Annotated in this window: 12 protein-coding genes; all 12 read left to right on the top strand. The window is 61.0% G+C overall.

Features of this window, described 5'->3' with window-relative positions; translation table 11 throughout:
- The coding region (locus ACT4N8_RS09890; RefSeq protein ID WP_444857966.1) for a hypothetical protein at positions 1-811 on the top strand (811 nt) is incomplete at its 5' end.
- Positions 812-819: 8 nt separating this feature from the next.
- Positions 820-1,239, top strand: a complete 420-nt coding sequence (locus ACT4N8_RS09885) for a very short patch repair endonuclease (RefSeq protein WP_444857965.1) — start codon at positions 820-822, stop codon at positions 1,237-1,239.
- 30 nt (positions 1,240-1,269) lie between these two features.
- Positions 1,270-2,598, top strand: a complete 1,329-nt coding sequence (locus tag ACT4N8_RS09880; RefSeq protein ID WP_444857964.1) for a DNA cytosine methyltransferase — start codon at positions 1,270-1,272, stop codon at positions 2,596-2,598.
- Between the two features lie 3 nt (positions 2,599-2,601).
- On the top strand, positions 2,602-3,399 hold the full coding sequence (locus tag ACT4N8_RS09875; protein ID WP_444857963.1) for an endonuclease: 798 nt from the start codon (positions 2,602-2,604) through the stop codon (positions 3,397-3,399).
- A gap of 122 nt (positions 3,400-3,521) precedes the next feature.
- Positions 3,522-5,054, top strand: a complete 1,533-nt coding sequence (locus ACT4N8_RS09870; RefSeq protein WP_444857962.1) for a hypothetical protein — start codon at positions 3,522-3,524, stop codon at positions 5,052-5,054.
- A complete protein-coding gene (locus tag ACT4N8_RS09865) occupies positions 5,032-6,648 on the top strand; it encodes a hypothetical protein (protein WP_444857961.1) in 1,617 nt (538 codons plus the stop codon). Before ACT4N8_RS09870 ends, ACT4N8_RS09865 begins: the two co-directional genes overlap by 23 nt.
- Positions 6,606-7,451: a hypothetical protein gene (locus ACT4N8_RS09860; protein ID WP_444857960.1), complete on the top strand. Its 846-nt coding sequence runs from the start codon at positions 6,606-6,608 to the stop codon at positions 7,449-7,451. Before ACT4N8_RS09865 ends, ACT4N8_RS09860 begins: the two co-directional genes overlap by 43 nt.
- A 237-nt stretch (positions 7,452-7,688) precedes the next feature.
- The gene (locus tag ACT4N8_RS09855; RefSeq protein ID WP_444857959.1) at positions 7,689-8,960 is read left to right on the top strand and encodes an HNH endonuclease; all 1,272 of its coding nucleotides are present in this window, start codon (positions 7,689-7,691) and stop codon (positions 8,958-8,960) included.
- Positions 8,961-9,183: 223 nt separating this feature from the next.
- On the top strand, positions 9,184-9,588 hold the full coding sequence (locus ACT4N8_RS09850) for a helix-turn-helix domain-containing protein (RefSeq protein WP_444857958.1): 405 nt from the start codon (positions 9,184-9,186) through the stop codon (positions 9,586-9,588).
- A 206-nt stretch (positions 9,589-9,794) separates the two neighbouring features.
- Complete coding sequence (locus ACT4N8_RS09845; protein WP_444857957.1) at positions 9,795-10,646, top strand: MazG nucleotide pyrophosphohydrolase domain-containing protein; 852 nt, start codon at positions 9,795-9,797, stop codon at positions 10,644-10,646.
- Positions 10,643-11,386, top strand: a complete 744-nt coding sequence (locus ACT4N8_RS09840; RefSeq protein WP_444857956.1) for a hypothetical protein — start codon at positions 10,643-10,645, stop codon at positions 11,384-11,386. The genes ACT4N8_RS09845 and ACT4N8_RS09840 overlap by 4 nt, the downstream gene beginning before the upstream one ends.
- On the top strand, positions 11,364-12,443 hold the full coding sequence (locus tag ACT4N8_RS09835) for a uracil-DNA glycosylase (RefSeq protein ID WP_444857955.1): 1,080 nt from the start codon (positions 11,364-11,366) through the stop codon (positions 12,441-12,443). Before ACT4N8_RS09840 ends, ACT4N8_RS09835 begins: the two co-directional genes overlap by 23 nt.
- Positions 12,444-12,637 lie beyond the last annotated feature (194 nt).

Below are 12,637 nucleotides of genomic sequence, written 5' to 3'. Positions count from 1 at the left end.
TAAGAAGCTCAGCTCCAAAAATCCCGCTAATTTCATGAAGGACCTAATCAGGAGCGATAACGCCTCGAAGAATTGGCCGGCGTCTCTGTGCGCGCAAGGAATGGGCGGACGACAGCGCGTCGGAGCGGACCGGGTTTTCGAGTTCCAACGGTATGCCGAGGGCCAGAGGGAGCCATTCCCGAATCGGTACTTTCCAGCTCCCGAAATGGAGCCGCTCCAGCTCCAATCCCTGAGCATGCCTCTGGCCTCTAAGGCGCTCGGTCGCCGAGACGAGTCTTGGCTCGTCCAAGTGGCGGTTGGGCTTTCCGTCGTCGAACACCATTTCGCCACCCGTTCGAAACTGAACGTAGTCGAATTCGTGCACCTCCAAACCGGGGTTAAGCTCTCGAGCAGCGAGGTAGACGCGCTGTTCAGAGCGATCGTTCAGGATGAGAACGGCGAGAGGTCGCACGTCCTGGTCACGTGCGAAGCGAAGCAACAGGGCGAGAGGATCCTCGATCACCAAGTGGTCGATCAGATCGTTGCCGCTTATAAAAGCGTGAAGAAAAGCGTGCCGGAGGACGAGCTTCGCATCTCCGCCATCGTGCCGGTCGCCATAAAGGCGATCCCGCCTAACGGCGACATCTACGTGGTAGAGTTCGTACCTTGGACCGCGGCAGAAGCCGAAGCCGAGGAGACGGAAATTAAAGAGCTCCAGCCCGCATCGGAGGGTCTGTACAGACTCTGCCCGCCGGTACCTGGGATCGGCTTCGCGCCCAAGCGGCCGCGAAAGAGGCGAGAGCCCGCTGCGGCCGTAGCCGCGGCGCATTAGCGGCATCGATGGATACTCGCAGCCGAGAGCAGAGAAGCCGCATAATGGCTTCGGTCGGGACGAAGGATACGGGTCCCGAGTTGGCGGTCAGGAAACTCCTTCACCGGCTCGGCTATCGGTACCGATTGCATCGGAAGGATTTGCCCGGCCGCCCGGATATCGTCTTCCCGGGTCGGAGACTCGCGCTCTTCGTTCACGGATGTTTTTGGCACGGGCACGACTGCCCGAAAGGACGGCTGCCCAAGAGCAGACCGGAATACTGGGCGCCGAAAATCGCTCGGAACCTCGAGCGGGACGCCGAGAATCGGCGCGACCTAGGGGCCCTCGGCTGGCGGTCCGCTACGCTTTGGCAGTGCGAGCTCAAGGATCGAGAATCTCTTGAGGATAAGTTGAGAGAACTGCTTGGCCCTCCGGGCCGGCCTAGCTAAACCGAGGCTATGAAAGTCAGGGAAGCGAGCGTGCGTCGGCCGATCGGAATCGACCTGTTCGCAGGTGCGGGAGGCATGAGCCTGGGCTTCGAGCAGGCTGGATTCGACGTGGTGGCTGCCGTCGAGCTCGACCCGATCCACTGCGCGGTTCACAAGTTCAATTTTCCGAAGTGTGCGGTTTTGGCCCGTTCGGTCGTCGGGCTTTCGGGTGCGGAAATCCGGTTGAAGGCCGGCATCGGAGACCGGACGGTCGACGTGGTTTTCGGGGGTGCTCCCTGCCAGGGCTTCTCGATGATCGGTCAACGCGCGTTCGACGATCCGCGCAACGCGTTGGTTCGCGACTTCCTTCGCATCGTGAAAGAGCTCCAAGCCTCGTACTTCGTGTTCGAGAACGTCAAGGGCCTTACGGTCGGGCGGCATCGGGCATTCCTCGAGGAGCTCATTCAAGAGGCCCATGCTAGCGGATACGAGGTCCGGCTCGAATGGCGGGTGCTCGATGCCGCCGACTACGGAGCCCCCCAGCATCGAGAGAGATTGATCTTGCTCGGCGCTCGAACGGGAATGCCGCTTCCTGTCTATCCGGAGCAAACCGTCTGTCCTGCCGACCGCGCCGGCAAAGACCGGGGGGCGGTTCCGGTCGGGCCGACCTGCGGGGACGCTCTGGCCGATCTTCCGGACGCAGACAGTTTTGCTACCCTCGATCGCTCGGATGAGGTGAGGACGACCGCTTGGGGCGATCCATCGGACTACGCCAAGCGCATGAGATGCCTGTCGAACGATGCATGGCACTTCGGAAACGTTCGCTCCTGGGATCCAGGGTTGCTCACATCCAGCATGCGGACCGGCCATACGGAGATTTCTCGCCGGCGGTTTCGAGAAACTCGGCCCGGGACGGTCGAGCCGATCTCGCGGTTCTATAAGCTGGCGCCCCATGGGCTCAGCAACACGCTTCGCGCGGGAACGGACGCTTCGCGCGGCGCCTTCACAAGCCCGCGGCCGATTCACTACGAATATCCACGGTGCGTAACGGTCCGCGAAATGGCGCGGCTGCACGGCTATCCCGACTGGTTCCGCTTTCACGAGACGAAGTGGCACGGCGCGCGCCAAATCGGCAATTCCGTTCCGCCTCCTCTGGCCCGCGCGATCGCAGCCGAGGTCATGAGCGCCTTGGGGCTCGCGCCCGTGGCTCCGGAGGGTACGCTCGAGCTCGGCGACCCGAACCTGCTTCGCATGGGCATGAACGAAGCGGCGGCGTATTTCGGAGTTCCGACGCCGATAGGAAAGCGAGACCGCAAGAGCGGATTGAAGAAACGGCGGCAACACGAAATCGAGGCGCTGCGCCTGGCCGCTGCCGGCTGATCCGTGGCCGGTCCCGCAGAAACCGCAGGGAACGTCTATCAATCCATCCTGGAGCGGATCTTCCTCGACCGCTACGTCGAGGGCGCGTCCGAAGTCTCGTTCGACCGGGACGATATTCCGGCGGCGGCCGAGGCCCTCGGACTTCCCCGTCCGAAAAATGTCGGGGATGTAATCTACTCGGTCCGCTATCGCACCGGGCTTCCGGCTTCCATACTCTCCACGCAGCCCGAGGGGATGGAGTGGATCGTAGAAGGAGCCGGCCGGGCCAAGTACAAGTTCGTCCTAGTCCCGCTGAACAGGATCGTGCCGCGCACGGAGCTGATTACCATCGGAATTCCGAACGGAACGCCCGAAATAATCCGAGCCTATTCTCTCGACGACGAGCAAGCGCTGCTGGCAATCGTCCGCTACAATCGGCTCATCGACATTTTCCTCGGGCTGACGACCTTTAGCCTCCAAAACCATCTGCGCACGACGGTGAAGGGTGTCGGGCAGATCGAGATCGACGAGCTCTATTTCGGCATCGATCGACACGGATGTCATTACGTCATTCCGGTGCAGGCGAAGGGCGGAACCGACCAAATCTCGGTCGTGCAAACGAAGCAGGATCTGGCGTGGTGCGATCAGCGTTTCCCAACCCTGCGCTCGAGAGCCATTTCGGCGCAGTTCATGGAGGACGACAGAGTCGCTATGTTCGAGCTGGCGGTTTCCGATAACCAGGTCGCGATCGTGGACGAAAAGCACTACAGATTGATCGCGGCGGAGGAGATCGACACCGGCGCGATCTCCGACTACCGCTAGCTTCGTCTCGCTAAGATCGGCCGGCGGCAAGTTCCGCCTCTTGGCCGCGACCGCGACAGCGATAGGTGTAGTCCGAAGCTTATTTCCTTCACGCCTGGAGGCAAGCTTTCCATGGGGCCTGCTTGAACGCCGATCCTCTCTGGACCGCCGGGGGTAGCTGGACGATGGGGCTCGACCCCCTCGGCATTCAGGCGACGAGCATCCGGATTTACCAAGCGCTTCTGCCGGGCGTCACCAACATCACGAACCGGCTGCGCTATTACGCCTATTATCCGTGGCTCGTTCAGCTCTACGAACGGACTCAGCATTCGGATGTGCCGGAGAAGTGGGGAACGTTCGTCCGCCGCGGCGAGGCGCTTTATGCGCTTGCCGCGCTCGTTGCCGATACCGAGGCCAGCGACGGCATGGGGGGATCCGATTGGGCCGGAGATCGTCGACTGGAAGCGGCCGAAAAAGGGATCGATTTTCGTCGCTTCACGGACGAGCCAGACTCGAGCGACAGCTATTTCCAGGCACCGCGCGGTAACTTCGGCAATGCCTATGGACCGACCTTGGCGGACCTCGAGGTTATAACCGCTACGCCGATACCGGTCGTCCGCGAGCGCGGTGCACTGCTGGCTGGCGCCTTCGAGCAGTCGATCGGATCGGCCGCTGGATCGATCGAGCGGGCGGTGCTCGACGGACAAATCGGTCCGGCCGAACTGCGCGAGATCGGTTTGGCGGTACATCCAGGAAAGATTCCCACCCCCTCGCGCGAGCTCGATATCTTCCGCGACTTCCTACTGGGTCGCTGGGACGACGATCGGGGCGCTCGCGCCCGCCGATCGACCGCTTGGCTTGTGCTCGACCTCTATCGCTGCGGCGTCACGCCAGGCGATCAGATACAGCTGCGGGACGCGTTCTACCGCCGCGTATTGCCGAACGGAGAGCCGTACGAGCAAGGCGGAGAAACGATCGACCGCTGGCGTGCCTACCAGGCCAACGAATACTGCCACGTCGCGCTCGAATGCGCGCTCAATGGGCTGCTAGGGCGGCAACTTGAGGAATACCCCGACGGGATCGAGCCGCGGACGCTGGTGTCCGAGCTCGTTCGCTCAGCGCTGGGCTCGGACGACGATACATGGGAGAGCTGGGCTAGGGCCGTCTCGCTCGAACATCGCGACCGAGAGGGCGTGCTGGCCGAACCCATCCTCGCCAATCTCCGGCAGGGCACGCGCCCGTCCGACGAGCTCGTCCGTATCGCGCTCCAGCTGCTTGCGGTTCTATGGGTTCGCTGGGCGTCGGGCGATGGGGGCGTTCGCTCGATCGTCTCGCAAGCTGCGGGCCGCGGCGGACGATCCCTGGACGGCGTGTTTCGGACGCTGGACGAATGCGCGGATCGGCCCGTCCAAGACGCGGCTGCCGAGCTTCTACACCGCCACATCGTCGTCGATCATCAGACCATCGCGGGACGTAAACTCTCCGCCGGCGGCACGTTCACCTACCACTTCATCGTCGAGGACGGCCTCCTGCGAGACGGACGCCTGGGCGAGTATGGCTACACAACGCCTCGTCTCGGTAACCTGACCCGGCTGCTCCGCGACGCCCGGTTGCTCGATGCGCAGGGCGTGACCGCCGAGGGGGAGGCGTTCCTTGAACAGAATCAACCTCTTTAAGGACCTCGCTCGGACCGGATTTCACACGTCGATCGTCACCACCTATTCGGTCGATGCTGCCTTCTACGACGGTTCGTTGTTCCGACGGCTCCGGACCTACGGCTGCGAAAACAACATCCTCATGGCGGACGCACGAATGTTGCAGCGGGCCGTCGAGGCAACGCCGGAATCGTTCGCCCGCGCCGGCTCCGGCTACGCGGCGGTACCGATCGCCGTCGAGGCATGCTTCCATCCCAAGATTCACATTCGTCTGGGCACCGACAGCGCCTCCCTGATAGTTGGGTCCGCGAATGCCACGGCGGCCGGATGGGGCCGCAATCGGGAGATCGTCTCCTCGTTCGAATGGTGGCGGCGGCGCGACGACGCCGATGAAGCTGTCGTTCGACGGCTGGTCCGCAAGGCCTACGACTATGCCGCGTCCCGGCTTAGCGCGATCGGGACCGCGGCAATCGAGCACAAGCTGAGGCTGATCGAGCGGGATTCGGCCTGGCTGTTCGACGTTGAAGCGAACGATGCCCCTTTGGCACTGGCCGATGGGAGCTGGGTCGACCTCTACTTCGAGCGGGATCCGGAAAATCGGGGAATGCTTGCGCGACTGATCGAAGCGGTCGACGAGTCGACCGTTCGGCGGCTGATTGTTGTCTCGCCTTATTGGGACGGCGACCTCGCCGCGCTTGCCGAGCTGCGAGACGAGCTACGTCCGGCAGAAACCGTTGTTGGGCTCAATGCCAGGAAACCGGAATTCCCGGTCGACGCGCTGCCCACGCTCGCTGGGCTTCGCTTTGCCAAGATTTTCGACGGGAGCGACGGCAATCGCTTCATTCATGCCAAGGTTCTGCTGGTCGAGACCGACCGGCACGACCATCTACTGATCGGCAGTGCGAATTGCTCTGTGGCCGCGATGGGCTCGATGAGCCAGCCCGCGAGGAACGCCGAATGCTCGGTGTATCGCAGACTACCGGCAGGTGTGGGCTTAGAGTTGTTAGGAATCGACCTCACCGTCTCGTTCGACGTGTCTGCCATCCGATCTTCGCCGGGGGAGATTGTCGAGCCGAGCGCCGCGGCGGGCTTCTATGCGGGCACAATCGAGGCGGCGGGCCGGAGCATTCGATGGCGCCCGTCTCCTAAGGTCGGCGACCCTCAAGGAGCGAAGCTGAGGATCGCGGACGAAGCCTATCGGGTCGCCCGCGTTCGCGACGGGATGCACTGTCTCGAGCTTCCTGCGCCCCCAGCTCTCCCTCTCATCGTACGGGTCGAGCTCGCCGATGGCCGCGTGAGCGCGCCGGTGCTTGTGAACGACGAGGTGAAGCTCGCGCAGGCTGCTCCCGGTCTCGGCGACCGTCGGCTGCGCGCGGCCTATGAAAAGATCGCGCTCGGCGAAGGCGACCTTCTCGACCTCGCCGCGCTCGCGTCGCTGATTTTCTCATCCGCGGATGCCCCAGTGCGTCGTTCGACGAAGCGGTCCGGTGGAGGAGGCAAAGGCGGGGATGAGTCGAATCGGCCGCAGCCCGAGGGCAGGATTACGAGAGCCCCGAAGCATTCCGGGCCGCGATGGAGGCCAAGGCCCCAGCAAAAGGGGAGGAGCGCCGGCTGAACTTCGACAACCCCGATTGCGTCAACCTATTGCGCATCGTCCTGCGGGGTCTCGCGGACGATGACAATCTCGACCGGAGCCTCCTCGCCGGTGAGATGGGAGACCCGGAGGACGACGGCAACACTCCGCCCCCACCCCCTCCTCCGCCAGATCGCCTGCCTCCGCGGGTGTTCAATCCCGCCGAATCGGAAAAGCGGAGGCTGGATGTGATCCGTGCCATGGATGCTTTCGACGACCACCTCGAGCGGCTCGCCGGGTCGGACGCGCCGCCCCCGCGCAAGCTCACGGCCGAGACATGTTTCATCCTCCGGATCGCGGTAGAAGCGAGTCGCTGCGCTATGCGAATCGAGCAGGACGGCAAGACCGGCGAGGTCTTTCCGCTCCCGCTGCTTCCGAGCGGAAATGTGCGGGAGAATACGTTCGTTGTCCGGGTCGGACGAATGCTTCAGCGCCTATGGGTGGGATCTAAGTCGAAGCCTGCCCTGCTCTCCCGCCTCACCGTCGGCCGCCATTTGGACGACCTGCCCTACGATTGCTTCGCGCTGATTGCGTTCAGCAGGTGGGCTCTGGCGCGCTCGGTAATGTCGATGCAGGCGTGCGACCTGCGCGATCTCTCCGTCATATTGCAGCGTAGTGCCGCGCAGATTTGGCGAGCGACTTTGGCCTGGCCTCCGATCGATGCCGACGCTGAGCTGAAATTTGTTGCGCAGCTCGATGAGGCGCTTGGAATCGAAGCCGCTGAGACCGCCGGGCTTCTGGCTCACTACCGCAGCTTTGGAGCGGGGTTGAAAGGAGAAGCGTGAAACAAAAGTGGCGTCCCCTATCTGAATACCCGACGCGGCGCAGGCCGGCCGACTCGCCTCACGAGCCTGAATCGAATTGCCCATTCATGGTAATTTATTTCCGGCACGCCGGCAGCGGAGCGCTCATGGCTCAATGCAGATCATTCGTGGGTTGGCGGGCGCAAAGCTGCGCTCGCGCGATCGATTTCAAGTGACGGCCCCTGGGCGAACGGCACGAGCGAGCGAGGGAAGAGGATTATGATCAGAACACCGAACCGCGTCACGGACCGGGGCGCCGTGCTCAAGGCTATCGAAGAATGCGACACTAGGGGACGCGAGGCGTTTCGCGATCGCCATGGTTTTGGGAAATCTCTCGAGTACTTTGTCCGGCACAACGGGAAGACCTACGATTCGAAGCCACTCGTCGCTGTCGCGTTCGGCAATCAGTACCGAACGAAGCCACTTACCTACGATGAGTTTTCTGGCGGCGCCGCGAGCGTGGCCCCGGCGCTGACGCGCCTAGAATTCGCGATCGTCGACGAAGACTTGCCTGACGAGCCACCTCCGTTTCGTTCCGAATGGCTCAGCGTCGGCGACATCTACACACGCGAGCAGCTGCGCCATCGCTTCTCCATCGTCGATGCCACGCTCAACAACGGCGTGTTTAAAGCCCGCGGCAGCCGCTCGATTTGGCTGTTCGTGACCGAAAAGAAGACTGCCGATCGACCTCAGCTGTTCGATCGGCTCGAAGGCGACATGTTGCGTTGGTCGGGCCAGCCCGCTGGGCGCACGGATCGGCTGCTGATCGACCACCTGTCGAACGGGGATGAGGTCCTGCTCTTCTACCGCGAGCGACGGGACCGGTATCGAGGCGGGGGTTTTCTCTACGAGGGCCCCTTCCTGTATCGCGGCCACTCAGGAAGCAGGCCGGCCTCTTTTATCTTCGAGCGCGACACGCTCTCACTTCGCCGGAAGCCTTATCCGGGGGCCGACGAGAATGGCGCTCCGTTCGACCCGAAAAACGTCGTGGATGGCCGAGCGAAAGTGCTGGCCGAGGTCACCCGACGCCAAGGTCAATTCCGTTTCCGGAACGATTTAATCGCAGCCTATGGAGGCAAATGCGCCATCACCGGCTGCAGCGTGCTGCCCCTGCTTGAGGCCGCACATATTTATCCATATCGCGGTCACGAGACCAACGACGTCACCAACGGGCTCCTGCTTCGCGCCGACATTCACACCCTCTTCGACCTGGGCTTGATCGCGGTTCTGCCCAATCACGAGCTCGATATCTGCGCGAGCCTCAACGACACGGTTTATGCGGATCTCGATCGCCTTACGCCGCCCAAGAGCGCGAAGAAGCACCCGTCCCCGGATGCACTTTCGTGGCACCGCATCAACGTGGCGAACGAGGAGGCTAGGAATCATCTGGTAAAGAGGTTTGGCGCTCAGCGAGCGGCGTCTCGCATCGAAGCGGACGATCGTCCAATCGCCGGCAAAAGTCCGAAAGGGGCGCAAGGGCGCGGCCGTTGACGTACCGATCGGCCTGGGCTTTCCCGACGCTTTGCGTGCGCTTCAGTTGCCGCTCCGACCGCGGGAAGAGCGCGCGAATGCCAATTGGATCTTCAGGACCACGGGACTTTAGCATGCTGGGCGCCCACAGAACTTCGAGGACCGCTCGCCATCCCTTGCCACTGAAAAAACGTGTTGTATTGGTGTTAAAAGGTGGTAATAGAGTTTTGAAGGGAGGCGCCACATGCCGATTCGTCGCCGAATAACCGATCCCAAGGGCTTTGCCCGGCGCGTCGCAAAGCGTCGCGAGGAGAAGGGTCTCACCCTAGCGGAACTTGGACGCGCAGCGGGCGTATCGGGAACCTGCGTTTGGAATTGGGAGAACGGCAACACCTTCCCGAAAGCCCCCGCCCTGCGAGCGCTTGCTGCAGCGCTCGGTGCAACGGCCACCTACTTGGTGGAAGGCCCCGACGAACCAGTACTCGTCGCAGCAGAGTCTAGCCCCGATGCCCCCTCGACCTCGCTTCCTCGCGGTGGCGTCCCTATTCCACCCGACAAGAATGGACTCTCGATCTCCGAGGCCAAAGAGGGGCTGTCTCGCTATTTTGGCGTGCCGGTGGAAAGCGTCCAGATAACGATCAGCGGCTGAGCCAGCCCGATTGCCGAAAGCGGTCGGTCGGCGCCCGGTAGCCTTCGACCCTGGATGTCGGCCGCATCTGAAGCCGCCGAAATGATCGGGGCCAGAGCGTGCAGGCTCAACTAGCCGCGAGCACGTTGCGACGAGCGACTTCATCACGTATTGAGAGGGCGAGTTAGCATTCGGCAACCATTCTCCGCCACCCGATGGAGAGAAACGTGGACCTAGATGAGTATCAGAAGCGCGCGCACCGAACGGCTCGATCCGAGGATATTGAGATTTACACCTTGGGGCTATTCGGGGAGGCCGGGAGCGTCGCCTCGGCCATAAAGAAAGTTAAACGCGACAACCCTGCCAAGGAACTTGTCCATGAAGAGATTAAGAGAGAGATAGGTGACGTACTTTGGTATCTATCCGAAATTGCGCATCGATATGATCTAACGCTTTCTGAAGTCGCCGAGGCTAATTTAGCTAAAACAGAATTCCTATTCACGGGTGATGCCCGCGTGTACGACGAGGGATTCCCGGACTCTGAGCGCTTCCCCGCCCTGCTCACGGTTAGATTTGATGATGAAGGGAGTTTAACGACAATTAGCATTGATAGTGACCAAATAGGCAATTCTTTGGACGACAATTCCCATATCGAAGATGGCTACCGCTTTCACGACGTATTCCATCTTGGATATATGACCAGACTTGGGTGGTCTCCGTCAATGCGTCGTATGTTGAAAAGAAAGAGGAAGTCAAACGCGGAGGTTGATCGCGTCGAGGATGGTGCACGTTCTGTATTTCTCGAGGAGGGTATTTCTGCCATTGTATTTAATCAATCGGAACAAACGGCTGAGGGGGTTTCACTTTTTTCCGACAGAGGAAATATTCCCTTTACGATTCTGCAGGCTCTGAAGACGGTTACGCGAGGAGTTGAGGTTAGCTCGCGAAGCATTTCCGATTGGCGGGACGCGATCTCAATGGGCTTTCAGGTTTTTGATCAGCTCGTGCGGAATGGCGGGGGAATCGTGAGCTGCGACCTTAGGGCACGGAGTCTCAGCTACGACGGCGCCGCATCTTGAGCGGAATTGCCGTTGAGGGCGACGACATTATTCAAGCGTGGCTGGCTGGCGCCCGCGCACTGTTGGGACCGAGCCACGACCACATCACGCTGACTGCGGAGCAAGAATGGGAAGATAGCGCGATAGCGCGGCGAATGCTCGACGATGTGGCTGACCGGGTAGGCACCGAACGTCCTAGCGGAGTGGCAAGCGTGTTGTGTCCGCCGGCCGTCCTTCGAGGTGAGGGCGCCACGATTGACAAGTTGCGGAGAGGTTGGAGATTTCTGGGTCGCGGCCGCCAAATGGGTCGTCGTTATTCAGGTTGGCGCGACACTTATTTTGAACGGCTGACGGGGCGCCGCGCGATCGACGCGAACCACACCCAGGAGATTAAGGAAAATCGCCTTCTTCGCATTGTCGAAAAAATCAACCTTTGGGATACGAATGTCGCTTCCTCACTCTACGCTCATACCGATCTCCCGACCGACACTTTGCGGACTCGTGGCGCACCCTGCTTGCAATATGTGCAGTTCCGGGTTTTCGATGGAGATCGAATCGGCGTCACCGGGCTATATCGTTCGCACGACTATCTGAGTAAGGCGCTCGGGAACCTGATTGGCCTTCAGCGCCTGGCACGCTTCGTCGCTGGCGAAACTGGTAGGAGGTTTGGCAGGGTGACGGTCATATCGCTAGCACCGATATGCGAAGGGGGAAAACGGACCTTGCGCAGGTATGTAGATGACATTGCAGAGTTGGTTTGAGCTCGATGAGCTAATTCGGGACGTGCAGGAGTGTCGTAGGTGCCCCGAGATGCAAGGGTGCACGCGCGTACTCTCGTGGGCCAACGGGTCCGCCGACGCCAAGATAATGTTCGTGGGGGAGGCGCCGGGACGCTTGGGCGCCGATCGCACGGCAATACCTTTTCATGGCGACAAGGCTGGAGACAATTTTGAACGCCTGCTGGAGCTGGGCGGCTTCACTCGCCGCCAAGTCTTCATAACGAACGCCGTGCTATGCAACCCTAGAGACATCCATGGCAATAATGCCCCCCCATCGAAGGCGGCTCTACGAAATTGCGCCGTTAATCTGCAGCGACAGATACAGGTTGTTCAGCCTCGACTGGTTGTTACGCTGGGGGGAGCTGCGTTGGAAGCCACCAGGCTCATTGAAAACCATGACCTGTCACTTTCTTCCGACGTTCGAACCGCTCGTCGATGGCACGGGCGAGTTCTAATCCCCCTTTATCATCCCGGCGCTCGAGCCATGATCCACCGCAATTTTGCGGCTCAAACTGCCGACTATTATTTCGTGGGAGAGACCTATCGGCGGGCTGGGAGAGCGCGAACGACAGTGCCCATGCAAAAGCCGAGCTCTCACGCGTGGGATTTGGTCCGATTCCTCGTTGCCTCAATCGGTCGGTGCTCTCTCTTTCGTCTGCACAAGACGATGTATCTCCTCGACTGGAAATCAGTCAGTGATACCGGCCGGCGTGCGACCGACTTTGTGTACATCCGGCAAAAGGACGGCCCGTATTGCGTAGAACTCGGATCGAAGTGGTTTAAGCGGTTCGAGCCAGAGATCGTATACCGCCGGGAAGGCGCCGAAAGCGTAATCGAATGGCAGGATCGGGGCCTCTTTCAGGCTCCCATACCCCAAGTTCCAGATGAAGTCAGGAAACTGGTTGAGGCGATTTTGCAGGAAATCGATTCACTTACTGACGCTCAATTGAAAACAAGAAGCTACTTGACCAAACCAATGAAGGATAGCCTGCGTGCGGAGAGGATTGGTTCAATTCAATTGAATCGACCTCTCCTGTGATGGAACAGATCAGCGTAACTTTCTCCTCGCCCATCTGTAGCGCCGCAATAAAGTCCACCTACGGACTGTCGAACCCGGTGGCGCCGACCTCGTAACGCCCAGGCGGCTGCGAGATGAGCGGAAGCCGAGCGCGGCAAGGCGAAAGGCAGGCGCGGACCCGACGCCGGGACAGTCGAGCACTGTCTTCCGAATGG

This window comes from Sphingosinicella sp. (assembly GCF_052387495.1).
Lineage (GTDB): Bacteria > Pseudomonadota > Alphaproteobacteria > Sphingomonadales > Sphingomonadaceae > Allosphingosinicella.
Note: the sequence above shows the minus strand (reverse complement) of the source record. Positions and strands in the feature narration are given on the sequence as shown.

Coding starts and splice junctions, on each gene's coding strand:
- ACT4N8_RS09885 (WP_444857965.1), top strand. CDS start 820: ATGGATACTCGCAGCCGAGAGCAGAGAAGCCGCATAATGGCTTCGGTC.
- ACT4N8_RS09860 (WP_444857960.1), top strand. CDS start 6,606: ATGGAGGCCAAGGCCCCAGCAAAAGGGGAGGAGCGCCGGCTGAACTTC.
- ACT4N8_RS09855 (WP_444857959.1), top strand. CDS start 7,689: ATGATCAGAACACCGAACCGCGTCACGGACCGGGGCGCCGTGCTCAAG.
- ACT4N8_RS09850 (WP_444857958.1), top strand. CDS start 9,184: ATGCCGATTCGTCGCCGAATAACCGATCCCAAGGGCTTTGCCCGGCGC.
- ACT4N8_RS09835 (WP_444857955.1), top strand. CDS start 11,364: ATGACATTGCAGAGTTGGTTTGAGCTCGATGAGCTAATTCGGGACGTG.